Origin of the sequence: Spongiibacter thalassae (genome assembly GCF_012272835.1) — a bacterium.
In the GTDB taxonomy this organism is placed as follows: Bacteria; Pseudomonadota; Gammaproteobacteria; order Pseudomonadales; family Spongiibacteraceae; genus Spongiibacter; species Spongiibacter thalassae.
The window spans coordinates 457,499-480,196 of sequence record NZ_JAAWWK010000003.1 but is presented as its reverse complement, the minus strand read 5'-3'; the positions used below and the strand labels follow the sequence as shown (position 1 = coordinate 480,196).

The following is a 22,698-nucleotide window of genomic DNA, read 5'->3' as shown; positions in this document are numbered from 1 at the left end:
CCGCTGATTATCCTCGTCCTGCACGCCTGGTTCTCGCCTTCTGTCGGTATCGGTCGCGATTATACGGTGAACGGCGTCGCCGTCACAGTGCTTCCTCAAACAGACTGACATCACCCAGGCCGCGACGTAGTACCACCGGGACATCATCTATCAGGTCGACTACCGAGGTGGGTTCCATGCCGCAGTATCCACCGTCGATGACCAGGTCGACCTGATTGCCCAGGGTGTCGCGAATATCGTAGGGGTCGGTCATCGGCAGATCGTCACCGGGGAGAATCAGGGTGACGCTCATCAGCGGCTCGCCAAGCTCCGCCAGTAGATCGAGACAAATCTGATTGTTGGGCACACGCAGCCCGACACTTTTACGCTTGGGGTGATGGAGGCGTTTCGGCACTTCCGGGGTGGCTCTTAGGATAAAGGTATAGGGCCCGGGTATCAGCGCCTTCAACAGCCGAAAGGCCGAGTTATCGACCCGGGCGTAATTGCCCAGCTCGGATAAATCGCGGCACATCAGCGTAAAGTTGTGCTTTTCGTCGAGGCGACGAATACGTCGCACACGTTCCAGCGCATCCTTGTCGCCGAGATGGCAACCCAGGGCATAGGCCGAGTCGGTGGGATAGGCTACCACCCCGCCACCACGGATAATATCCGCCGCCTGCTTAATCAGGCGCGCCTGGGGATTCTCGGGATGTATTTGAAAAAACTGGCTCATTGCTGTCCTTAATCATTGTGTTACCCCAACTTGTCGGGGATTTGCCAACCTTACTGCCAGTGTTGCCATATTGGTGAACAATTGCCCACCAGGTCTGCCGCGCAACCCAGGTCACTCCAGGTCGTTAAATTGTGGAAGTCGCTACCGACCGATGCCTTCAATCCATAGTGGTTGCACAGGTCGCGAAGATAGCGCAGCTCCACTTCGGGAGGGCGACCGTTGGCGACTTCAAGGCCGTCGCCGCCGAGTTCGCAAAATTCGACAATCAGCCGACGCAGCTTGGCGTTGGTCATTTTATAGTGCATGGGGTGGGCGATGACAGCGACACCTCCGGCCTGATGTATTGCCGCGACAATTTCCGGCAAGCCAGGCCACATGGCTTTTACATCGCCGATTTTTCCCGCCCCGAGATAGCGATCAAAGGCGTCATTCATCGACGACGCGTGACCCTGCTCCACCATATAGCGGGCGAAATCCGGCCGACCAATCGGACGATCCTTTACCGTCTCGCGAATCGCCGCCAGCGCCCCGGAAATTCCTTTTTTGGCCAGACGCCGGTCAATTTCTTCGCCGCGCTGTTCCCGCGCGCGTTTCTGCACGTCAATCGCGGTAATCATTGATGTTTGGGTGGGGTCGAGGTTAAGCCCCAGGATATGGATGTTCACGCCCTGCCAATTGCAGGAGAATTCCGCGCCCACTACCAGGTGAATGGCGTTGCGCAGCTCCGTACCCAGCTGCTGGTAAGCGTCGAGGGTGTCGTGGTCGGTAATCGCCAGCATATCCACGCCCCGCTCGATTGCGCGCTCCACCAGCGCCTGGGGCGTCAGGCCACCGTCGGAGGCGGTCGTGTGGGTATGCAAATCAACTATCAAAGGGCGTATCCTCTCACTTCGTGTCGTATTGGCCCGGTAAAGGGCAATTCTACTCCTTTTGTACTTGCTCTGCTCACCCGATATACCAATTGCCATCGTCTGGCCTCTTTCTGACGGCATTCATGTTCTATCGGGCACTAGTGATGCTTTTTGAAAATGGTTATAGTGGCCCGCGTAATTGGCCGACACATCTCCGCTCTCACATGCAAATCAACGGGATCGCTTATGCCTAATGGGGCAAAGGCTGAGTCACAACATAATGTTTTGACCAACCTTTTATTCAACATCATTATCCCGACGCTCATTTTAACCAAGCTCAGCGATGTGGATTCGCTGGGGCCGCGTTTAAGCATTGTGGTCGCGCTGGCCTTTCCGCTGGGCTTTGGTATGTGGGATTTCGTTCAAACCCGGCGAGCCAATTTCTTTTCAATTCTTGGTTTTGTCAGTGTGCTGCTGACCGGCGGCATCAGCTTGCTGGAATTGGACGCGAAATATATCGCTATCAAAGAGGCCAGTATTCCTGCGCTCATCGGGCTGGCGACATTGATTTCCCTGTATACCCCCTACCCCCTTATCAAAACCTTTCTCTATAACGATAAGGTCATGGATGTTGACAAGGTCGCAGAGGCGTTGAAGGCAAGGGACGCCGAGCAGGACTTTGAACAGTCGTTGCGCAACGCGACCTATATGCTCGCATTTTCATTTTTTCTGTCGTCAACATTGAACTACATTCTCGCCAAAGTGCTGCTGGTCAGTCCACCTGGAACGCCGGAATACAGTGCAGAACTTGGCAAAATGACCGGACTGAGCTTTCCCGTAATTGCCCTGCCCTGCACGCTGGTAATGATGGGAGCCCTGTTTTATTTGCTGAACCGCATTCGCAAGCTCACATCGCTGGGGCTTGAAGACATCTTTCGACTGCATGAGGAGTAAGCATGCTTTACGCCATTATTAGTGAAGACATTGAAAACAGCCTTGAACAACGCATGGCTGCGCGCCCCGCCCATCTCGCCAGGCTGGAAGAGCTGAAAGCGGCGGGCCGACTGTTCGTGGCTGGCCCCCACCCTGCGATCGACAATCCCGATCCCGGCGCGGCGGGATTTACCGGCAGCCTGGTGATCGCCGAATTCCCCAGTCTCGATGATGCCCAGGCCTGGGCCGACTGCGACCCCTATATTGAGGCAGGTGTCTATGCCCGGGTGACGGTCAAGCCGTTTAAAAAAGTACTGCCATGAGCGGCGCAAAATTGAACTGCTTCAATAAGTGTTTTATTCTTTTCCATTAATATCTTATCGCAATTAATTAAAGTGGATATTCCAGTGAACAAAGCGATTTTGCTCGGACTCTTTGCCCTGCTGATGGCAAGCGCCATGACCACAGCAGCTGAAACCCGCTATATCAGCGATAAAATATACGTGCCCCTGCGGGTGGGTGACAGCGTGAAACACCGGATTGTGCATCGCGGCCTGCCCAGTGGTACGCGACTGCAGTTGCTCGACAGTAACGACGACAGTGGCTATTCGCTGGTGCGCACCGATTCCGGTATAGAAGGCTGGCTACCCAGCCACTACCTGACCGAGCGTCCGGTGGCGGCGGCCCTGTTGGACAAGGCCAATGCACGGGTCGCCTCTCTGGAGGCCACTAACAAGGAATTGCGCGAGCAGCTAAAGGATACCAGTCAGACCAGCAGCCAGACCTCAGCCACGGCGGCGCAGCTGGAGCGGGAAAACGCTGCGTTAACTGAAGAGCTGGAAGAAATTAAGCGCATATCCGCCGCTGCAGTGAAACTGGATACCGATAATCGACGTTTGCTTGAGAGCAATCAAATGCTCAGTAGTGAGGTTGATGTTCTGAAAACCGATAACGCTCGGCTGCGCGAAAACAAGGAAAATGAGTTTTTTCTCAATGGCGCATTTGCGGTGTTGATCGGGGTCATGCTAACACTGATTATTCCCCGCTTAATGCCTAAACGCCGCTCGGAATGGGGTTGATCGTGACTTATATTACGCGCGTTATCCTGCTGTTTACCCTGTTGTGCTCTGCCCTTAATGCGACGGAGAGCAACCCCCTGGTGACGCTGCAAACCAGCAAGGGTGATATCGTCATTGAGTTACTCCCGGAAAAGGCTCCGGTCACCGTCGCCAACTTCCTCGGCTACGCCAATAGCGGGTTCTATGATGGCACTATCTTTCATCGGGTCATCAAGCGCTTCGCCATCCAGGGTGGCGGCTTTACCCCTGACCTGGTCGAAAAACCCAATGGCGACCCTATTATCAATGAATCGAAAAGCAGCGGCCTGCGCAATGAGCGTTGGAGCGTAGCCATGGCTCGCACCGATGACCCGAACAGCGCCCGCTCGCAGTTTTACATCAATATGCGCATGAATCTGGCGCTGGATGCCCGTATGGGCAAGGACGGTTACGCGGTGTTTGGCCGAGTAATCAGCGGCCATAACGTTGCCGAGGATATCGCCAGAGTAAAAACCCACCGCGTGGGAGATTTCGATGACGTGCCGCTGGAGCCTGTGGTACTGAACGCTGTCGTTGTACATTCGCCACAACCCTAGGGGTGTCAGCATGACCGCGCTAAGTATCAATCTCAATAAAATTGCGCTGATTCGCAACTCTCGCGATACCGAATATCCCAGTGTTATCCACCACGCGCAGCGTTGCATAGCCGCAGGAGCCCACGGTATTACCGTGCATCCCCGCCCGGATCAACGCCATATTCGGGCCGACGACTGCTACGACCTGGCCAAGGTGTTGAATGTGGAATTCAACATTGAAGGCAACCCCTTTGCTGCGGCGATGAAAAGCGACCGCCAGGGCGTAAGCGACTACCCGGGATTTATGGAGATTATCCGCGCCACCCGGCCTGCCCAGTGCACGCTGGTGCCTGATAACAACGATCAGCTCACCTCAGACCACGGCTTCGACTTGACCCGCGATGGCGAGCGCTTGGCGCCAGTGATTGCTGAATTAAAAAGCCTGGGGGCGCGGGTCAGCTTGTTTATGGACCCTGTTCCGGAGCAGATTCGGCTGGCCAGGGAGGTCGGTGCAGATCGCATTGAGCTCTATACCGGTCCTTATGCCGATGCCTTTGCCGGCGCGCGGCGCGACGAAGTGCTCCAGCAGTTTGTGGTGGCTAGCGAAGTGGCAGCTGAATGCGAGCTAGGGCTCAACGCCGGTCACGACCTTAATCTGCACAATCTCGCCCTGTTTAAGCAGCGCGTACATCACTTGCTGGAAGTCTCGATTGGTCATGCATTTACGGTAGATGCCATTGATCTGGGGCTGGATCGCGCGATAGCGGCCTATCTCGAACGCCTGGCCTAAGTTGCTTTAAAACCCGGTCGGGCGACATCCCTCATTAATACACCACACAAGAGATATTTTTCGGCAATGCAACGCAATGCAAGCGCCAGTGTTCCGAAGGTAATTTCCAGCAGATAAAGCGAGAGAATCAGAGAAATCGGTAACTTATCGAAGGGGGTTATCAAAGAATGGGGTGGCCGACGGGGCTCGAACCCGCGACAACAGGAATCACAATCCTGGACTCTACCAACTGAGCTACGGCCACCATTAACAATGACACTCCTGTATAAATGGCACGCCCGACAGGATTCGAACCTGTGACCGACGGCTTAGAAGGCCGTTGCTCTATCCAGCTGAGCTACGGGCGCAGCAAACGCCATAACATTACAAAAAGTGGTCGGGGTAGAGAGATTCGAACTCCCGACATCCTGCTCCCAAAGCAGGCGCGCTACCAGACTGCGCTATACCCCGATGTGTGTAATCCTATGCCCCGCTACAGGAGCTGCGCATGATACGCAGCCCCCACTTTCTCGTCAACGGTTTTGCCAAAATTTTTTATACAGTTTTCTTGGCCTCTACTTTTCCACCGTGCGACAATAACAGCTTAATTTCAATCATCTTTTTGGGGATACATCCGGATGGCGGCGAAGATTCTGGACGGCAAGGCACTGGCGGCAAGCTGGGAAGAGCAACTGGCAAAGCGGGTTGCCCAACTCAAGGAAAAATCGGCTGGCAAGACGCCAATTCTGGCGACCATATTGGTCGGTGACGACCCCGCCTCGGCGACCTATGTAAAGATGAAGGGCAATGCCTGCAGGCGCGTAGGCATGGACTCCATGGCAGTTGAGCTGCCTGGTTCAACCACCACGGAACAGCTGCTGGCAAAGATCGACGAACTCAATAACAATCCCGACGTGCACGGCATACTGCTTCAGCACCCGGTGCCAGAGCAAATCGACGAGCGCGCCTGTTTTGACGCCATCAGTCTGAGCAAGGACGTAGATGGCGTGACCTGCCTTGGCTTCGGTCGTATGGCGATGGGAGAAGACGCCTATGGCTGTGCAACCCCCAAGGGCATTATGCGCTTGCTGGAGCACTACCAGATCGACATAGAAGGCAAACACGCCGTTGTGGTGGGTCGCAGCGCCATCCTCGGTAAGCCAATGGCGATGATGCTGTTGGAGGCCAATGCTACGGTGACCATTTGCCACTCGCGCACACAAAACCTGCCCGAGCTTATCAAACAAGCGGATATTCTGGTGGGCGCTGTGGGTAAGCCGGAGTTTATCAAAGCAGACTGGATCAAGGACGGTGCTGTGGTTGTTGATGCCGGTTATCACCCGGGTGGCGTCGGCGATATTGAACTTGCGCCCCTGCACGATCGCGTCAGCGCCCTCACCCCGGTTCCCGGCGGTGTTGGCCCCATGACCATTAATACCCTGATTTTCCAGAGTGTAGACTCCGGCGAAAAAGCCCTGGCCTGAGTATCTAGCTGTGGCAAGACGACAACGTAAAGAAAAAGTCATCGGGCCAGCTCAAAAGCTGGCTCGCGGGATTCTAATCAGCTTTATGCACGGCCTGTTCGCGCTGTGCGGAACATTGCGTTTCACCAATAAGCCGGAAATAGAGGAGCCCTGTGTTATTGCAGTGTTCCACGATGAATTGTTGGCTATTTGCCGCTATTACGCCCATAGCGACTTCGCCACCATCGCGTCACAGAATCACTTCGGTTATTCCATTGGCAAAGCAATGGAGAAGTATGGCTATGAGGTGGCACTGGGCTCCCCCAGCCGTGGCGGTCGCGACGCTTTCTTTCAGCTACTGCGTGCCGCCAGAGAAGGCCGCACAGTGGCCTTTACCGTTGACGGTTCCAGGGGACCACGCCACGAGATGAAAGCCGGGGCCATAATGCTGGCGCGCAAGGCAAAAATGCCATTGTATCTGGCCAGAACCGAGGTTAAGGGCTGGCGGGTAGAGTCTACCTGGGACAAGTTCAAAATCCCCTACCCCGGCGCAAAGGTTACATTTCACACCGAGCGATTCCCGCTGGAGAACTATAGTAGCGACATCGATGTCGAAGTCATTATGAAAGACGCCCAGGAAAGAATGCGGGCGCTACTGACTGACGACTATCGAGCCCCTGCATGACACTTCGACGCTGGCAGCAAGCTGCCTTGCTGGCCACCTACGCCACTGCCATCACTGTGCTCTCGGTACTGCCCAGCAGCAGCTTGCCGAGCGTGACCTTGTGGGATAAGGCCCAGCACTTTATCGCCTATTTTTTGTTTATGGTATTTGCCTACCCACTGGCAAACACAGCCCTGACCCGGTTTCTGGGGGCGGTTACCGTGCTCGCCTACAGTGGGTTTATCGAATATTTACAGCGACTCACCCCCAATCGGGTACCGTCTATTGAAGATTTTATCGCCAATGCCCTTGGGGTTATCTGCGCATTTATTCTGATGAGCTGTGTCAGCCTGTTGCTGGCCGCGCGCAGGGAGCGCCGCGCGGCTAAGCGTGCCGTCAAGCGCGGCGCCAGGTAGTCCCTTCGCGGCTATCTTCCAGTACTACGCCCCGATCAGTCAGTTCTGCACGAATCTGGTCGGCGCGGGCGAAGTCCCGGTCTTTTTTTGCCTGGGCACGGTCGGCAATCAACGCGTCGATCTCCTCTGCGCTGATGGCTCCCTCTGTGGCTGTCTGTAAAAATTCTTCTGCGCCTGTGCGCAGAATGCCCAGCACTGCGGCCAACGACTTGAGTAATGCAGCCAATTCCTGTTGTCGCTCAGTGTCGCCAGCGGCCCCGGCATTGTTCATATCGCGAACAATTTCGTAGAGTACCGCCAGTGCTTCGGGGGCATTGAAGTCGTCGGCCATAGCAGCGTCAAAGCGCGCTACATAGGGCTCGGCCAGATCCAGCTCGGCGTAGGGCCGTTCGGCGATATTCCCCAGACCTTTCAGGGCATGGTAAAAACGCTCAAGGTTCTGCTTGGCAATTTGCAGATTGTCCTCGGAGTAGTTAATGGCACTGCGGTAGTGGCTGGAAATCAGGAAATAGCGCACTACCTCGGGGTGATATTTGTCCAGAATTTCCCGAATAGTGAAGAAGTTGCCCAGCGACTTGGACATTTTTTCATTGTCTACCCGCACCGCACCCGCGTGCATCCAGGTGTTGGCGTAGGCCTTGCCGGTAGCCGCTTCAGATTGGGCGATTTCATTCTCGTGGTGGGGGAATACCAGATCGGGGCCGCCGCCGTGAATATCGAAATTATCCCCCAGACAGCAGGTAGACATCGCCGAGCATTCAATATGCCAGCCTGGGCGGCCTGCCCCCCAAGGGGACTCCCAGCTGACCTCACCGGCTTTTGCCGCCTTCCACAGGGCGAAATCCCGAGGGTCTTCCTTGGCTTCGTCTACGGCAATTCGAGCACCGGAGAGCAACTCCTCGGGATTCTTGCCCGAGAGTTTCCCGTAGCCGTCAAAACGACTTACCCGGTAGTAAACATCGCCATTTTCAGCGTGGTAGGCGTAGCCTTTGTCAATCAGGGTCGCGGTCATTGTCACAATGTCTGCGATGTGGGCGGTGGCCCGAGGCTCGGCGTCGGGAGCCTCGATACCCAGGCGCTCCGCATCCTCGTGCATGGCCTGAATAAAGCGTGATGTCAGCGCCTCAAAGGGTTCGTTATTCTCCTCTGCCCGACGCAGTATCTTATCGTCGATATCGGTGATGTTGCGCACATAGGTCAGCTCAAAGCCCTTGGCCCGCAGATAGCGGCTGATGACGTCAAAGGCAACAAGGACCCGGGCGTGGCCGAGGTGGCAGTAATCGTAGACGGTCATGCCGCAAACATACATTTTCACCTTGCCAGGCTCTATTGGATTAAGCGGCTGCTTGCTGCGACTCAGGGTGTTGTAGATATGTATGCTCATGAACCTGCGATTTCTCGTTAGGGGCAGCGCTGGGCTGCCCAAAGTATGTATGACGTAGGGGGAGCGGCTCGCCCGCAAGCCCTACTCGGCACCACCTGCTTTGGCCCAGCTGTCGCGCAGGGCAATCGTACGGTTGAACACCGGGTTTTCCGTGGAGTGATCGATGCGGTCACTGACGAAATAGCCAGTGCGCTCAAACTGAAAGTGGCTTTCTGCGGGCGCGTCGGCAAGTCCCGGTTCTATCCAGCAATCGTTGAACACCTGCAGGGAGTCGGGATTTACGTGCTGCATAAAGTCTTCGCCACCTCGGTCCGGCGACTCGTGATTGAACAGCCGGTCGTAGCAGCGTACAACGGCGCGGCGGCCGTGGCTGGCCGATACCCAGTGAATTACCCCTTTGGGTTTGACGCCGTCTGCCGGGTCTTCTCCCAAGGTGTCGGCGTCGTAGCTGCAATGCACTTCGACAATATTTCCCTCGGCGTCTTTGATGACCTCTTCGGCCAGCAAGACATAGGCGTTGCGCAATCGGACTTTTTTACCCAGCACCAGGCGCTTGAATTTCTTATTGGCCTCTTCGCGAAAGTCGTCTTGTTCAATGAACACTTCGCGGGTGAAGGGCAACGAGCGTGTGCCGAGGTCATCGCGATTCGGGTGTCCGGGGGCACTGAGCCATTCAACCTTGTCCTCGGGATAATTGGTAATCACCAGCTTCAGCGGCGCCATCACGCACATTGCCCGGGGGGCGTTTTTGTCCAGATCGTCGCGAATGGCGTGCTCCAGCATCGCCACATCGACCACCCCTTCGCTGCGGGCTACACCGACCATTTCACAAAAGTGGCGCAATGATCGGGGCGTAAAGCCGCGACGGCGCATGCCGGCAATGGTAGGCATACGGGGGTCGTCCCAGCCTGCCACAACCTGCTCGTCAACCAGCGCCTTCAGTTTGCGCTTGCTGGTCACCGTGTAGTTGACATTCAGCCGGGCAAACTCGTATTGCCTGGGTTGAGCGGGAACCGGCAGGTTCTCGATAAACCACTCGTATAAAGGCCGGTGATCCTCAAATTCCAGGGTGCATATCGAGTGGGTAATCCCCTCGATTGCATCGGATTGGCCGTGGGTGAAGTCATAGGTGGGGTAAATACACCACTTGTCGCCAGTCTGGTGGTGGTGCTGTTTGCGGATGCGGTAAATAATCGGGTCGCGCAGATTGATATTGGGTGCCGACATATCAATTTTAGCCCGCAACACCTTGCTGCCTTCGTCAAACTCCCCTGCCCGCATGGCTTCAAACAGCGCCAGATTTTCCTCGCTGCTGCGGTCGCGATAAGGGCTGTTGCGGCCCGGCTCGGTCAGTGTGCCGCGATACTCCCGGGCTTCATCTGCCGACAGTTCGCAGACATAGGCCTTGCCTTCACGAATCAGGTGCAGGGCGTATTCATAGAGCGTATCAAAGTAATCCGAGGCATAGCGCACCGGGCCAGACCAGTTGAAACCCAGCCAGGTGATATCTTCCTGGATGGCGTCGATGTAGGACTGTTCTTCCTTTGCGGGGTTGGTGTCGTCAAAACGCAGGTGGCATTTGCCGCCAAAATGCTCGGCCAGGCCGAAATTCAGGCAGATGGACTTGGCGTGTCCGATGTGGAGAAAGCCATTTGGCTCAGGGGGAAAACGGGTGACCAGTTCTCCCTCCAGGCGGCCAGCTTCAATGTCTTTGCGGATAATACTGCGCAGAAAATTGTTTCCGGCGGCGTCTTGTTCACTCATTGAATTGAAAATCTCATGTCAGCGCGCGATGTTATGCGCGTATAGCGGCAATTGTGAAGTCTCGGGGTCAAGCCTAGCCGGTTGGTTTCACCCTCGAGCCAAAAGCCGTATTATACCGGCTTTAAATTCGGCTTATAAGCGAGATCAGCGCAAATGGTTATCTTTAAAACAAATTTTGGCGAAATCAAGATCGAACTGGACTTCGACAATGCACCTAAAACTGCCGCAAACTTCAAGCAGTATGTAGAAGAAGGCTTCTACGACGGCACCATTTTCCACCGTGTTATCGACAACTTCATGGTACAGGGCGGCGGCTTTGAGCCGGGCATGAAGCAAAAGGCGACCCGTGACCCAATTGAAAACGAAGCGGACAACGGCTTGAAAAACGAAGTGGGCACTCTGGCGATGGCACGCACCATGGACCCCCACTCGGCCAGCGCCCAGTTCTTTATCAACGTCAAGAACAACGATTTCCTCAACCACAGCGGCAAAAACATGCAGGGCTGGGGTTACGCGGTGTTTGGTAAAGTGACTGAAGGCATGGATGTGGTCAACGCGATCAAAGCCGTGCGTACAACCAGTGCCGGCGGCCACCAGGATGTTCCTGCTGAGGACGTTATCATTGAACAGGCTGTTTGGCAGGGCTGATTGATGCAGCGTCTGTTTATTTCAGACCTCCATCTGGATGAAAAACGCCCGGAGATTCTTCGGGCGTTTTTTCATTTTATGGAGACCAGAGCCCGTGCCGCTGACGAGTTGTATATCCTCGGCGATTTCTTTGAAATGTGGGTTGGCGATGATGATGACAGTGACCTTGCTCAGCAGGTCGCCGCGGCGCTCAGGGCGCTGACCGAAAACGGTACTGACCTCTACCTGATGCACGGCAATCGCGACTTTCTGCTGGGAGACGATTTCTGCAAGGCGGTGGGCGCAACGCTGCTGCCCGACCCTTTTCAGCTGGAGCTCGCTGGCCAGCCTACCCTGCTGATGCACGGTGATAGCCTGTGTATTGACGATCCCCAATACCAGCAGTTTCGTGCCATGGTGCGCAGCCCGGCGTGGCAGCAGGAGGCGATGAGTAAATCCCTCGAGGAGCGACGTGCCTTGGCCCGGCAGCTGCGCATGGCCAGTAACGAGGCCAATAGTAATAAAGCAGCCGACATCATGGATGTAAATCCCGCTGAAGTGCAGCGACAAATGCTCGACTACCAGTGCCTGCGTTTGATTCACGGCCATACCCATCGCCCCCAACGGCATCACATCGACCTTGCCGGTGAGTCGGCAGAGCGCATTGTGCTCGGCGACTGGGACAGTCAGGGCTGGGTATTGGACGTGCGTGATGATGTGATTGATCTACAGCACTTTCCGCTCTGAATTGACTCTGCCCCCGGGGCCTTTGTCCCCGGCATTCACCACTTGGGGGCATTAAGCCGCATATCAAACCAGTCTTTACTGCACCAATATTGCCCCACTACGCCGCCACACGAATCCATTTTCGCCTGAAAAAAGCACACCTTTAGCGCACCGAGCTCGGGGCAGGTCGCGCCGAAATAAACATATCTAACTGATTTTTATAGAAATATTGTTTGTGGCATAGCAATTGCTCTTTCGCTTACCAGAACGTTCTGACTGAAAACTCACTCTGCCAATACTGGCGGGATCGACTAAGGGAGCCCAGGGCTTGATCACCCACTTGGCACCCGGATTTTCTGAACGGAGACAGACAATGTCCTGGTATAAAAGCGCACTTACCGCCACCCTGAGCGCACTGGCCCTTGGTGTTAGCTCATTGAGCATCGCCGTTGAACCTGAAAAGGAAGAACTTAAATTCGGCTTTATCAAGCTTACCGATATGGCCCCACTGGCCATCGCCTACGAGAAGCAATTCTTCGAGGACGAGGGCCTTTATGTCACGCTCGAGGCCCAGGCTAACTGGAAAGTGCTGCTTGATCGGGTTATCACCGGCGAGCTGGACGGCGCGCATATGCTGGCGGGGCAACCGCTGGGGGCGACCATCGGCTTCGGCACCCAGGCGCACATCATTACCGCATTCAGTATGGATCTGAACGGCAACGGCATCACCGTTTCCAACTCGGTATGGGAAGAAATGAAGCCCCATATTCCCAAGCAAAAAGATGGCAAGCCTGTACACCCGATCAAAGCCGATTACCTCAAACCGGTGGTCGATAAATACAAGTCTGAAGGCAAACCCTTCAAAATGGGCATGGTATTTCCGGTATCGACCCACAACTATGAGCTGCGCTACTGGCTGGCAGCCGGTGGTATTCACCCCGGCTACTATGCGCCCGCCAAAGGCGACATCAGCGGTCAGATCAATGCGGATGCGCTGCTTTCAGTAACCCCCCCGCCGCAAATGCCGGCGACGATGGAAGCTGGCACCATCTACGGATATTGCGTGGGTGAGCCCTGGAACCAACAAGCGGTGTTCAAGGGTATTGGCGTACCGGTGATTACCGATTACGAAATCTGGAAAAATAACCCCGAGAAAGTCTTCGGTGTGAGCAAGGCGTGGGCTGATAAATATCCGCAAACACATATTGCCGTGGTGAAGGCGATGATCCGCGCCGCCAAGTGGCTGGACGACAACAACAACGCCAACCGTCCGGAAGCGGTAAAAATTCTCTCCCGCTCAAATTACGTGGGCGCTGACTACGACGTTATTGCCAACTCCATGACCGGTACTTTCGAGTACGAGAAAGGCGACAAGCGTGAGGTCCCTGACTTCAACGTGTTCTTCCGCTACAACGCGACCTTCCCTTACTACTCCGATGCTATCTGGTACCTGACGCAGATGCGCCGCTGGGGACAAATTGGCGAGCATAAGCCAGACAGCTGGTATATGGACATTGCCAAAAAGGTTTATCGCCCTGACATCTACGCCATTGCCGCTCAGGAGCTGATCGCAGAAGGCAAAATGAAGGCCAGCGAATTCCCCGATTTCACCACCGAGACGGGCTTCAAGCCACCTCAGTCTGAATTTATCGACGGTATTACCTTTGACGGCAGCAAGCCTAATGAATACTTGAATAAGTTCAAAATTGGGCTGAAGAAAGGCGATAGCCTGTAAGCATCCATAGCAGTATTCGGTAAGCCCGCCCCTGTGGCGGGCCTTTGGAGAAAAAGATGTTCAAGCAAAACGCCCTTCACTACTTAAATCTTGCCGGTTTCAAATGGATGATACCGGTGGTTAAGCTAGCCATGTGGGACAACCCCCGGGAACAGGGGGCAGAAATTGCCCGGCAAATTGGCCTGCCCATTGTGGCGATACTGCTGTTTTTGGCCATGTGGTCAACCGGTGCGGCGAAAGTGGTGACCAGCTTGGGTACGCTGCCCGGCCCCGGTGCCGTTGTCGAGGCAGGACAGTCCCTGTGGCAGGAACACAAAGCCGAACGGCAAAAAGCCGAGGCCTTTTACGAGCGCCAACACAAGCGCAATGAGGCCAAGCTGGCGAAAAACCCCGACGCGGAAGTTAAAATTCGGCCCTACACCGGCAAGCCGACCTACCTCGATCAGATTGTCACCAGCCTGAAAACCGTGTTTACCGGGTTTTTGGTGGCATCGGTGATCGCCATCCCTATCGGTGTGGCCTGTGGTCTCAGTCCCCTGCTCAACACCGCGATTTCTCCGATTATTCAGGTGCTGAAGCCGGTTTCGCCGCTGGCCTGGCTGCCGCTGGTGACTATGGTAGTCAGCGCGCTCTATGTAAGCGACGACCCGATGATGCCAAAGTCCTTCGTTAATTCCGCCATTACCGTCACCCTGTGCTGTATGTGGCCGACGCTGATCAACACTGCCATGGGCGTCGCAAATATCGACAAGGATCTGATCAATGTCGGTCGAGTCATCCAGTTGGGCTGGATGACCCAGGTCAGAAAAATCGCCATACCGGCGTCGCTGCCGATGATCTTCACCGGCCTGCGTATCTCGCTGGGTATCGGCTGGATGGTGCTGATCGCTGCGGAAATGCTGGCGCAAAACCCCGGTCTGGGCAAATTTGTCTGGGATGAATTCCAGAACGGCAGCTCGGAATCCCTGGCTCGTATTATGTTTGCGGTTATCACCATCGGTCTGATCGGCTTCATTCTCGACTCTATGATGCAGTCCCTTCACAAACTCGTCGCCCATGACGACGCCGTCTCGTAAGGAGTTCACCATGTCACACTACCTGGATATATCCCATATCAGTATTGAGTTCCCCACGAAAAACGGGCCGTTCAAGGCGCTGGACAAGGTCGATTTAAAAATTGCCCGGGGGGAGTTTATCTCCCTGATTGGTCACTCGGGCTGCGGCAAGTCGACGGTACTCAATATCGTCGCTGGACTTTATCAGGCGACAGAGGGCGCCGTGGTGCTGGAGTCCAAAGAGGTGAATGAACCTGGCCCGGATCGTGCTGTAGTATTCCAGAACCACAGCCTCTTTCCCTGGCTTACGGTGTACGAAAACGTGGAGTTAGCGGTAAAACAGGTGTTCAAGGGCAAAAAGAATAAGGCGGAAATCCGCGACTGGGTGGCGCACAACCTCGAACTAGTGCACATGAGCCACGCTTTGCACAAATATCCGGCAGAAATATCCGGCGGCATGAAACAACGAGTGGGCATTGCCCGGGCGCTGGCGATGGAGCCGAAGGTGCTGTTGATGGACGAACCCTTTGGTGCTCTGGACGCGTTGACCCGTGCTCACTTACAGGACGCATTGATGGAAATACAGGCGGAGCTGAATAACACGGTTATTCTGATTACCCACGATGTCGATGAGGCGGTGCTGCTCTCTGACCGCATCGTAATGATGACCAATGGCCCCGCCGCCAGCGTCGGCGACATACTGTCGATCGATCTGCCGCGGCCTCGCGATCGTCTGGCTTTGGCGGATTCGCCGGATTACAACCACTATCGCGCCGAGGTATTGACTTTCCTTCACCAGAAACAGGCGAAGCCGGATGTGCCCATAGTGGCCAAGTCGGCCACTGCAACGCCGGCGGACGCCGCCGATACCGATCAAAAACTTGATAAAGTCGTAGGAGCCTGACATGCCCAGCGCCCGTAGCGGAAGCACACCCGAGCTTGAAAAAAGCGATATTAATCTGGGTTTTATTCCGCTTACTGACTGCGCTCCCTTGGTTATTGCTCAGGAAAAGGGATTTTTCAACGCCGAGGGACTCAACGTTAACCTGCAACGGGAGTCGTCCTGGGCGGGTATCCGCGACAAGGTAGGGCTGGAAATTCTGGATGGTGCACAAATGCTGGCGTCGATGCCGGTTGCCGCGCGATTGGGAGTGGGTGGTCCCCGCATCGACCTTATCAGCGCGATGGTGCTGGATTTGAATGGCAATGCCATTACCATCAATAACGAGCTGTACAACCACCTCTACGACATCGATCCGCGCAGCGAATTCAGCCCGTTGATCGCGGCCCAGGCTTTGCAGTGTCTCGTCGAGGAAAACAAACGCGCGAAACGTCCCAAGCTGCGTTTTGGTATTGTTTACCCCTGCTCTACCCAAAGTTATGAGCTGCGCTACTGGCTTGCCAGTGCCGGCATCAACCCCGACACCGATATCGAGATTGTGGTGGTTCCGCCGCCCAAAATGGTACAGGCAATGAGCGAAGGTGATATCCACGGGTTTTGTGTTGGTGAACCCTGGAATACACTGGCTGTTCAACAGCAATTGGGACATGTGGTCGCCACCAAATACCAGTTGTGGAATAACAGCCCGGAAAAGGTTTTTGCCGTCAGTGAGTCCTGGGCTAAAAAGCATCCGGGCACCCATCAGGCGATTCTCCGCGCACTGCTGCGCGCCTGTATCTGGCTGGACAAAAAGGAAAATCGCCGCAGCGCAGCAAAAATCATTAGCCAGGCGGCTTATATTGCCCTTCCGGAGGAAACTGTCGCCCTCTCTCTTACCGGCTTTTCACTGAAACATCATGGCAAGCCCCCGGAGCGAGTCGATGACTTCCATGTCTTTCACCGTTATTCGGCCAACTTTCCCTGGCTGAATCACGGTGAATGGTTTATTTCCCAGATGTACCGCTGGGGCCAGCTCAACGTTGCCCTGAACATCGACGAAACTGTACGCGCGGTCTACAAACCCGCTGAATTCAGGATAGCTGCTGCTGCAATCGGTCTGGACAGCCCCAATATCGACCGTAAGACCGAAGGTAACCTGCACGAAAAAATGATGCTGCCCAAATCACAGCACCTTGGCCCCAATCAGTTTATGGACGGCAAGGTGATCTCAGTGGGCGGCATCATTAAATATCTGGAACAGCAAAGCCTGTCCCAGGCGGATATTCCCGCATTGCGATTGATTAACACCGATAACGAGAAATAAGCTGCATGAAGGTTTTGCTTCTGGATATAGACCCCAAACAGGCGGAAAAACTTGACCCGATCCTATCCTGGGTCGGCATGGAATTGATAAGGTTGGAACCGAGCGATATTGACCTTTATCACTCCATCCGCGAATTAAACCCCGAAATCATTTTGGTAGACACCAACTCTCCCCGTCGTGACACCCTGGAACATCTGGCCCAGTTGAAGCCGGATAGCCCGCAAACAGTATTCACCCTGAACGGAGACCACTCCGAGGGCATAAACCGCCTCGCCGCCGAGGTGGGATTGAGTCTTTATGCCATTAACGATGTGCGCGCCAGTCTGTTGCAGGCGTTAATCGACATTACCATCAGTTACTTTCACAGCATCGATCGACTGCGGATGGAGGTTCAGGCGATGAAGCCCGCTGTCGAACAGCGCCACTTCGTGAACAAGGCGCTGATGTACATCATGGACACCTACGATCTTGCGGAGGATCAGGCGCAGGATTTGTTGAACAAGAACGCCAGCCGTCAGCAGCGCAGTGTGACCGAACTGGCCCAACAGCTGCTGGAGACTGGCTCCTTTGTATAGGGGCTCTTTACACCAGGGCCTGTTCACACTAATTGAATCATGGCCGCTGGAGGTGCTTGGTTAGCCGCAATTGCGGTGATGCAATTAGTGTCACCAAGGACCAGGAGTCAGGCCGCGCGCAGCGGGCCGCTGTGGAATCGAAACTCATTGTCTTCGCCGAGAATCAGTTCCCGCTCCTTTTGACGGAAGGCCTCTACGCGATCATCAATAGATTCCACTGCATAGCGCTGGGCCAGCGCGAGGTAATCTTTGAAATGCCGGGACTCCGACTTGAGCAGCGATAGATAAAAGTCCTGCAGTTCATCATCCAGGTGGGGGGCAATTCTGGCAAACCGCTCACAGCTGCGTGCCTCGATCAAGGCGCCGCATATCAATATATCGACCAGTTTATTCGGGTCGCTGGTACGGGCGATGCCGCGCAGGCCGTTGGCATAGCGCGCCGACGAAAGATGGCGATACTCTACCCCGCGCTTTTTCATAATCGCCAATACCTGCTCAAAGTGACGCAACTCCTCCCTGGCCAAGCGCGACATTTTATTGAGCAGGTCCAGCTTGTCCACGTAGCGGAACATCAGGTTCAGCGCGGTACCCGCCGCCTTTTTCTCGCAGTTGGCGTGGTCGATCAACAACTCTTCGGGATGAGCCAGTGCCGCTTCCACCCATGCATCGGGGGTTTCACAGGGAAGGAATGCGAGTATTTCGCTAATGTCTACGGCCATGCTACCACCTGAGCAAAAAGGCGGATTATATCAGCAGCGTCGACTCGACTCAGCCTTCTTTGGACAGGTAGCGCCCGATATAACGCTCGTAGTGGGCGGCGGACAGCAGGTAAAACTCGCGATCGATGATTTCCCGCAAGGCCAGCAGTGTGTATCCCTGCCAATCGTGGTTCAGTTGAAATCCAAAGGACTTCGGGTCGTCAATCTGCGCGGCACCGGCACGCAGCAGTTGAAACAGTGCCACGTAGATATCTTTTTGCGGATTATAGCGAATACGCTGCACATCGAGCTGCCAGCGCAGCAAATTCACGTCGGATATGCTCAGTTTATCGGCCATGACCTGCACCAGAAAACGGTCGAGGCGCTGGTCAATGCTGCGCTTTTGTTCCTGGCTGTAGCTGTTCCAGTGAATCACCTCGTGGCTGAAGCGTTTGCAGCCGCGGCACACGTCGTCGCCGATACCGGTGGAACAGACACCAATACACGGGGTTGCAATACGGCGTAGCAGATCGGACAACGTTCTCTCCGAGGGGGTGATTATCGGGCCTAAAGGGTAAGGCACCGGCGTTAAGCTGGCAAGGCAGGTAATTCGCTTAACGTATGTAGGGTTTTTCAGTATACTTGCGTCCCCCTGGTTCGCATCGATGACGGGCATCGATAGCCCCGGACTCCGGCGATCCCGGAGCTACGGGTACCGAAACTGAAAAGAGGAGTTTACTGTGCTAGAAGCATATCGGAAGCATGTCGAGGAGCGCGCGGCGCAAGGTATCGTCCCCAAGCCCTTGAACGCTGAGCAAGTAGCAGGCCTTATTGAGCTGCTCAAAAATCCGCCAGCTGGCGAAGAAGAAACGCTGGTTGAGCTGATTTCCAACCGCGTGCCACCGGGTGTTGACGAAGCGGCTTACGTAAAAGCCGGTTTTTTGTCAGCCATCGTTAAAGGCGAGGCAAGCAGCCCTCTTATCAGCAAGGAAGAAGCGGTCGTTCTGCTGGGCAATATGCACGGCGGCTACAACATCGCAACTCTGGTTGAACTGCTCGACGACGCAGCACTGGCTCCTCTTGCTGCGACAGAGCTGAAACACACCCTGCTGATGTTTGACGCCTTCCACGACGTGGAAGAAAAAGCCAAGGCGGGCAACGAGCACGCCAAGGGTGTTATGCAAAGCTGGGCCGATGGCGAATGGTTTACCAAACGTCCTGAAGTCCCCGAAAGCATTGTTAAAACCGTTTTCAAAGTCACCGGCGAAACCAATACCGACGATCTGTCCCCCGCCCCTGATGCCTGGTCACGCCCGGATATTCCGTTGCACGCCCTGGCAATGTACAAAATGGAGCGCGATGGCATCAAGCCCGACGTACAGGGTCAAATCGGACCACTGACGCAAATCGAAGAACTGAAGAAAAAAGGCCACCCCATCGCCATGGTGGGCGACGTTGTCGGCACCGGTTCTTCACGTAAATCAGCCACCAACTCCGTTCTGTGGTTCTTCGGTGACGATATTCCCGGCGTACCCAACAAGCGCGGCGGCGGTGTCTGCATCGGCGGCAAGGTTGCTCCCATCTTTTACAACACCATGGAAGATGCCGGCGCACTGGTATTTGAAGCCGACGTTGACCAGCTGAACATGGGCGACGTGATTGAAATTCGTCCCTATGACGGTGTGATCAAAAACGTTGAAACCGGCGAAACCCTGAGCAGCTTCGAGCTGAAATCACAGGTTCTGCTGGACGAGGTTCGTGCAGGTGGCCGTATCAACCTGATTATCGGCCGTGGTCTGACCACCAAAGCCCGCGAGTCTCTGGGTCTTGAGCCCTCTACCCTGTTCCGTCAGCCCTCACAGCCTGAAGATAGCGGCAAGGGTTACACCCTGGCCCAGAAAATGGTTGGCCGCGCCTGTGGCCTGCCCGAAGGCAAAGGCGTTCGCCCCGGCACTTACTGCGAGCCGAAAATGACCACAGTGGGCTCTCAGGATACCACTGGGCCAATGACCCGCGATGAACTGAAAGATCTGGCCTGCCTGGGTTTCTCAGCAGACCTGACCATGCAGTCTTTCTGTCATACCGCGGCCTACCCCAAGCCCGTTGATATCGACACCCAGCACAGCCTGCCCGACTTTATTATGACCCGTGGCGGTGTATCACTGCGCCCTGGTGACGGCATCATCCACAGCTGGCTGAACCGTATGCTGCTGCCTGACACTGTCGGCACCGGTGGTGACTCCCACACTCGTTTCCCGATGGGTATTTCCTTCCCTGCGGGCTCCGGCCTGGTGGCCTTTGCCGCAGCAACCGGCGTAATGCCGCTGGATATGCCTGAGTCGGTATTGGTTCGCTTTAAGGGCGAAATGCAACCCGGCATCACCTTGCGTGACCTGGTACACGCTATTCCCTACCAGGCGATTAAAGATGGTCACCTGACCGTTGAGAAAAAAGGCAAGAAGAACATCTTCTCTGGCCGTATTCTCGAGATCGAAGGTCTGGAAGGTTTGACTGTAGAGCAGGCATTTGAGCTGTCTGATGCGTCAGCAGAGCGTTCAGCGGCTGGCTGTACCATCAAACAGGGTGTCGCAGAAATCTCCGAATACCTGCGTTCCAACATCACCCTGCTGCGCTGGATGGTGAGCGAAGGTTACGGCGACAAGCGTACTCTGGAACGCCGCGCTGCCAAAATGGAAGAGTGGCTGGCTAACCCAAGCCTGCTTGAGGCCGATGCCGATGCCGAGTACTGCGCGGTTATTGAAATCGACCTGAACGAGCTGAAAGAGCCTGTTGTATGTTGCCCGAACGACCCCGACGACGCCAAGCTGCTGTCTGAAGTGGCCGGTGACAAGGTTGACGAAGTCTTTATCGGCAGCTGCATGACCAACATTGGTCACTTCCGCGCAGCGGGTAAACTGCTGGACGCCCACAAAGGCAACCTGTCTACTCGTCTGTGGCTGTCGCCGCCGACGAAGATGGATCAGCACACCCTGATGGAAGAAGGTTACTACAACATCTTTGGCGCAGCGGGCGCCCGTATGGAAATGCCCGGCTGTTCACTGTGTATGGGTAACCAGGCGCGTGTTGCCGACGGCGCTACCGTGCTGTCTACCTCGACCCGTAACTTCCCCAACCGCCTGGGTACTGGCGCCAATGTTTACCTGACTTCAGCCGAACTGGCTGCGGTGGGGGCAATAGTTGGTCGCCTGCCTACGCCTGAGGAGTACCTGGAATACTGTAAAGATCTGAAGAGCATGTCTGCGGATATCTACCGCTACATGAACTTCGACCAGATCGAGTCTTTCCAGAAAGGCGCCGAGGAAGGCAAGCGCATCGCAGCCGTTGAGGTTACTGAAGTTTCCCTGTAAGAAACTTCCTTTGCGCAGTTTGATCGACGTAGCTTGATCAACACGGAAAGCCGCCTTCGGGCGGCTTTTTTGTGCCCGCCTGTTCTATACGATGACTCTGCTGAGCGCCCTGAACATGCTAGAATCCCGCGCGAAATAGCCTTTTCAACACAACCGGTAGGCGCATGATCAGACTTAATGACATCAAACTCCCCCTCAACCACCCGGACGACGCCTTGGGCAAGGCCGTAATCGCTCGGTTGGGCGTACCGGAGTCTGACCTACTGTCGTATACGGTGTTCAAACGTAGCTATGATGCGCGGAAAAAACACGCGATTCAGCTGATTTACATCGTCGATGTCTGTCTGCCAGCGGAGCAGGAAGGGAAGCTGCTATCACGGGGTTTGTCCCCAAGTCCGAACATGGAATACGCTTTTGTCGCCCAGGTCAGTGATTTTCCCAAACCTGATCAGCAGCGCCCTATTGTTGTGGGCTTTGGCCCCTGTGGCATCCTGGCCGCATTGATTCTGGCGCAGATGGGGTTGAAGCCGATTGTGCTGGATCGCGGGCAGGATGTACGTCAGCGTACACAGGATACCTGGGGACTGTGGCGCAAGCGCAAGCTCAATACCGAATCCAATGTGCAATACGGCGAAGGTGGCGCGGGAACCTTTTCTGACGGCAAGCTGTACAGCCAGGTGAAGGACAAGCGCTTTCTCGGCCGCAAGGTAATGACCGAGTTCGTCAAAGCCGGGGCGCCGGAAGAAATCCTTATGGTGAGCAAGCCCCATATCGGCACCTTCAAGTTGGTCAAAATGGTGGAGAATATTCGCGCAGAGATAATTCGACTGGGCGGTGAAATTCGTTTTGACAGCAAGGTTGTGGCATTTCACCGGGAGGCGACCGCTGACGGTAATGGGCAAGTGTCCGGGGTAACCCTGAGCAGCGGAGAAACCCTGCACAGCAAGCATATTATTCTGGCCATTGGCCACAGCGCCCGGGACACCTTCGCCACCCTGCGCGATCAGGGGGTGTATATGGAAGCCAAACCCTTTTCCATCGGCTTTCGTATCGAGCACCCTGAGGGTCGGCCGTCATTCTGGAAAAATTCGCCAATTGTACCTTAAATTATTGATATATAA

General features: G+C 55.2%; 23 protein-coding genes and 3 tRNA genes. 17 read left to right on the top strand and 9 right to left on the bottom strand.

Going from position 1 to position 22,698, the window contains the following annotated elements:
• Positions 1-82: 82 nt before the first annotated feature.
• Entirely contained in the window at positions 83-712 is a 630-nt protein-coding gene (locus tag HCU74_RS10980) for an L-threonylcarbamoyladenylate synthase (protein WP_168450452.1), read from the bottom strand.
• Between the two features lie 50 nt (positions 713-762).
• Entirely contained in the window at positions 763-1,584 is an 822-nt protein-coding gene (locus tag HCU74_RS10975) for a PHP domain-containing protein (RefSeq protein ID WP_168450451.1), read from the bottom strand.
• Between the two features lie 225 nt (positions 1,585-1,809).
• On the opposite strand from HCU74_RS10975, the gene HCU74_RS10970 reads away from it, so the two are divergent.
• From HCU74_RS10970 to HCU74_RS10950, 5 genes are all read left to right on the top strand, one after another.
• Positions 1,810-2,517, top strand: a complete 708-nt coding sequence (locus tag HCU74_RS10970; protein WP_168450450.1) for a VC0807 family protein — start codon at positions 1,810-1,812, stop codon at positions 2,515-2,517.
• Between the two features lie 2 nt (positions 2,518-2,519).
• The gene (locus HCU74_RS10965; protein WP_168450449.1) at positions 2,520-2,819 is read left to right on the top strand and encodes a YciI family protein; all 300 of its coding nucleotides are present in this window, start codon (positions 2,520-2,522) and stop codon (positions 2,817-2,819) included.
• Positions 2,820-2,903: 84 nt separating this feature from the next.
• Positions 2,904-3,575 (top strand): TIGR04211 family SH3 domain-containing protein, encoded by a 672-nt coding sequence (locus tag HCU74_RS10960; protein ID WP_168450448.1) that lies wholly within the window; start codon positions 2,904-2,906, stop codon positions 3,573-3,575.
• Positions 3,576-3,577: 2 nt separating this feature from the next.
• On the top strand, positions 3,578-4,150 hold the full coding sequence (locus HCU74_RS10955) for a peptidylprolyl isomerase (RefSeq protein WP_345889679.1): 573 nt from the start codon (positions 3,578-3,580) through the stop codon (positions 4,148-4,150).
• Positions 4,151-4,160: 10 nt separating this feature from the next.
• Positions 4,161-4,919, top strand: a complete 759-nt coding sequence (locus tag HCU74_RS10950; protein ID WP_168450446.1) for a pyridoxine 5'-phosphate synthase — start codon at positions 4,161-4,163, stop codon at positions 4,917-4,919.
• A gap of 168 nt (positions 4,920-5,087) precedes the next feature.
• Here HCU74_RS10950 and HCU74_RS10945 read toward each other — a convergent pair.
• The 3 genes from HCU74_RS10945 to HCU74_RS10935 form a co-directional block, all read right to left on the bottom strand.
• Positions 5,088-5,163 (bottom strand) — tRNA-His (locus HCU74_RS10945).
• A 26-nt stretch (positions 5,164-5,189) separates the two neighbouring features.
• Positions 5,190-5,266: transfer RNA gene (locus HCU74_RS10940), tRNA-Arg, on the bottom strand.
• Between the two features lie 26 nt (positions 5,267-5,292).
• Positions 5,293-5,369: transfer RNA gene (locus HCU74_RS10935), tRNA-Pro, on the bottom strand.
• A gap of 167 nt (positions 5,370-5,536) precedes the next feature.
• Between HCU74_RS10935 and folD the strand changes: the two genes are divergently transcribed.
• The 3 genes from folD to HCU74_RS10920 are packed head-to-tail and all read left to right on the top strand — an operon-like array spanning position 5,537 to position 7,441.
• Positions 5,537-6,382 (top strand): bifunctional methylenetetrahydrofolate dehydrogenase/methenyltetrahydrofolate cyclohydrolase FolD, encoded by an 846-nt coding sequence (gene folD / locus HCU74_RS10930; protein ID WP_168450445.1) that lies wholly within the window; start codon positions 5,537-5,539, stop codon positions 6,380-6,382.
• Between the two features lie 10 nt (positions 6,383-6,392).
• On the top strand, positions 6,393-7,046 hold the full coding sequence (locus tag HCU74_RS10925; protein ID WP_168450444.1) for a DUF374 domain-containing protein: 654 nt from the start codon (positions 6,393-6,395) through the stop codon (positions 7,044-7,046).
• The gene (locus HCU74_RS10920) at positions 7,043-7,441 is read left to right on the top strand and encodes a VanZ family protein (protein ID WP_168450443.1); all 399 of its coding nucleotides are present in this window, start codon (positions 7,043-7,045) and stop codon (positions 7,439-7,441) included. The genes HCU74_RS10925 and HCU74_RS10920 overlap by 4 nt, the downstream gene beginning before the upstream one ends.
• Here HCU74_RS10920 and cysS read toward each other — a convergent pair.
• Positions 7,422-8,825, bottom strand: coding sequence for a cysteine--tRNA ligase (cysS, locus tag HCU74_RS10915; protein ID WP_168450442.1), 1,404 nt, complete (start codon positions 8,823-8,825; stop codon positions 7,422-7,424). The genes HCU74_RS10920 and cysS overlap by 20 nt on opposite strands.
• Before the next feature lie 81 nt (positions 8,826-8,906).
• Positions 8,907-10,589, bottom strand: a complete 1,683-nt coding sequence (locus tag HCU74_RS10910; RefSeq protein ID WP_168450441.1) for a glutamine--tRNA ligase/YqeY domain fusion protein — start codon at positions 10,587-10,589, stop codon at positions 8,907-8,909.
• A gap of 153 nt (positions 10,590-10,742) precedes the next feature.
• Between HCU74_RS10910 and HCU74_RS10905 the strand changes: the two genes are divergently transcribed.
• From HCU74_RS10905 to HCU74_RS10875, 7 genes are all read left to right on the top strand, one after another.
• On the top strand, positions 10,743-11,237 hold the full coding sequence (locus tag HCU74_RS10905) for a peptidylprolyl isomerase (protein WP_168450440.1): 495 nt from the start codon (positions 10,743-10,745) through the stop codon (positions 11,235-11,237).
• A 3-nt stretch (positions 11,238-11,240) separates the two neighbouring features.
• Complete coding sequence (locus HCU74_RS10900) at positions 11,241-11,963, top strand: UDP-2,3-diacylglucosamine diphosphatase (RefSeq protein WP_168450439.1); 723 nt, start codon at positions 11,241-11,243, stop codon at positions 11,961-11,963.
• 352 nt (positions 11,964-12,315) lie between these two features.
• Positions 12,316-13,677, top strand: a complete 1,362-nt coding sequence (locus HCU74_RS10895) for a CmpA/NrtA family ABC transporter substrate-binding protein (RefSeq protein ID WP_168450438.1) — start codon at positions 12,316-12,318, stop codon at positions 13,675-13,677.
• A gap of 56 nt (positions 13,678-13,733) precedes the next feature.
• Positions 13,734-14,753, top strand: coding sequence for an ABC transporter permease (locus tag HCU74_RS10890; RefSeq protein WP_168450437.1), 1,020 nt, complete (start codon positions 13,734-13,736; stop codon positions 14,751-14,753).
• Between the two features lie 10 nt (positions 14,754-14,763).
• Positions 14,764-15,636, top strand: coding sequence for an ABC transporter ATP-binding protein (locus HCU74_RS10885; protein ID WP_168450436.1), 873 nt, complete (start codon positions 14,764-14,766; stop codon positions 15,634-15,636).
• A 1-nt stretch (position 15,637) separates the two neighbouring features.
• Positions 15,638-16,936, top strand: coding sequence for a CmpA/NrtA family ABC transporter substrate-binding protein (locus HCU74_RS10880; RefSeq protein ID WP_168450435.1), 1,299 nt, complete (start codon positions 15,638-15,640; stop codon positions 16,934-16,936).
• A gap of 5 nt (positions 16,937-16,941) precedes the next feature.
• Positions 16,942-17,511 (top strand): ANTAR domain-containing response regulator, encoded by a 570-nt coding sequence (locus HCU74_RS10875; RefSeq protein WP_168450434.1) that lies wholly within the window; start codon positions 16,942-16,944, stop codon positions 17,509-17,511.
• A 107-nt stretch (positions 17,512-17,618) separates the two neighbouring features.
• On the opposite strand, the gene HCU74_RS10870 is transcribed toward HCU74_RS10875, so the two are convergent.
• Together HCU74_RS10870 and HCU74_RS10865 are read right to left on the bottom strand one after the other, a co-directional pair.
• On the bottom strand, positions 17,619-18,230 hold the full coding sequence (locus HCU74_RS10870; protein ID WP_168450433.1) for a MiaE family protein: 612 nt from the start codon (positions 18,228-18,230) through the stop codon (positions 17,619-17,621).
• 49 nt (positions 18,231-18,279) lie between these two features.
• On the bottom strand, positions 18,280-18,747 hold the full coding sequence (locus tag HCU74_RS10865; RefSeq protein ID WP_246864575.1) for a DUF1289 domain-containing protein: 468 nt from the start codon (positions 18,745-18,747) through the stop codon (positions 18,280-18,282).
• Positions 18,748-18,949: 202 nt separating this feature from the next.
• Between HCU74_RS10865 and acnB the strand changes: the two genes are divergently transcribed.
• Both acnB and HCU74_RS10855 read left to right on the top strand, forming a co-directional pair.
• Entirely contained in the window at positions 18,950-21,577 is a 2,628-nt protein-coding gene (gene acnB / locus HCU74_RS10860) for a bifunctional aconitate hydratase 2/2-methylisocitrate dehydratase (RefSeq protein ID WP_168450431.1), read from the top strand.
• A gap of 164 nt (positions 21,578-21,741) precedes the next feature.
• Positions 21,742-22,683 (top strand): NAD(P)/FAD-dependent oxidoreductase, encoded by a 942-nt coding sequence (locus HCU74_RS10855; RefSeq protein WP_246864574.1) that lies wholly within the window; start codon positions 21,742-21,744, stop codon positions 22,681-22,683.
• Positions 22,684-22,698 lie beyond the last annotated feature (15 nt).

What these genes read in the sequence shown, in the direction of transcription:
- HCU74_RS10980 (WP_168450452.1), bottom strand. Translation starts at nt 712, where the DNA reads ATGAGCCAGTTTTTTCAAATACATCCCGAGAATCCCCAGGCGCGCCTG.
- HCU74_RS10855 (WP_246864574.1), top strand. Translation starts at nt 21,742, where the DNA reads ATGATCAGACTTAATGACATCAAACTCCCCCTCAACCACCCGGACGAC.
- HCU74_RS10885 (WP_168450436.1), top strand. Translation starts at nt 14,764, where the DNA reads ATGTCACACTACCTGGATATATCCCATATCAGTATTGAGTTCCCCACG.
- HCU74_RS10880 (WP_168450435.1), top strand. Translation starts at nt 15,638, where the DNA reads ATGCCCAGCGCCCGTAGCGGAAGCACACCCGAGCTTGAAAAAAGCGAT.
- HCU74_RS10965 (WP_168450449.1), top strand. Translation starts at nt 2,520, where the DNA reads ATGCTTTACGCCATTATTAGTGAAGACATTGAAAACAGCCTTGAACAA.
- cysS (WP_168450442.1), bottom strand. Translation starts at nt 8,825, where the DNA reads ATGAGCATACATATCTACAACACCCTGAGTCGCAGCAAGCAGCCGCTT.
- HCU74_RS10905 (WP_168450440.1), top strand. Translation starts at nt 10,743, where the DNA reads ATGGTTATCTTTAAAACAAATTTTGGCGAAATCAAGATCGAACTGGAC.
- HCU74_RS10920 (WP_168450443.1), top strand. Translation starts at nt 7,043, where the DNA reads ATGACACTTCGACGCTGGCAGCAAGCTGCCTTGCTGGCCACCTACGCC.
- folD (WP_168450445.1), top strand. Translation starts at nt 5,537, where the DNA reads ATGGCGGCGAAGATTCTGGACGGCAAGGCACTGGCGGCAAGCTGGGAA.
- HCU74_RS10910 (WP_168450441.1), bottom strand. Translation starts at nt 10,589, where the DNA reads ATGAGTGAACAAGACGCCGCCGGAAACAATTTTCTGCGCAGTATTATC.
- HCU74_RS10870 (WP_168450433.1), bottom strand. Translation starts at nt 18,230, where the DNA reads ATGGCCGTAGACATTAGCGAAATACTCGCATTCCTTCCCTGTGAAACC.
- HCU74_RS10875 (WP_168450434.1), top strand. Translation starts at nt 16,942, where the DNA reads ATGAAGGTTTTGCTTCTGGATATAGACCCCAAACAGGCGGAAAAACTT.
- HCU74_RS10970 (WP_168450450.1), top strand. Translation starts at nt 1,810, where the DNA reads ATGCCTAATGGGGCAAAGGCTGAGTCACAACATAATGTTTTGACCAAC.
- HCU74_RS10950 (WP_168450446.1), top strand. Translation starts at nt 4,161, where the DNA reads ATGACCGCGCTAAGTATCAATCTCAATAAAATTGCGCTGATTCGCAAC.
- HCU74_RS10890 (WP_168450437.1), top strand. Translation starts at nt 13,734, where the DNA reads ATGTTCAAGCAAAACGCCCTTCACTACTTAAATCTTGCCGGTTTCAAA.
- HCU74_RS10900 (WP_168450439.1), top strand. Translation starts at nt 11,241, where the DNA reads ATGCAGCGTCTGTTTATTTCAGACCTCCATCTGGATGAAAAACGCCCG.
- HCU74_RS10895 (WP_168450438.1), top strand. Translation starts at nt 12,316, where the DNA reads ATGTCCTGGTATAAAAGCGCACTTACCGCCACCCTGAGCGCACTGGCC.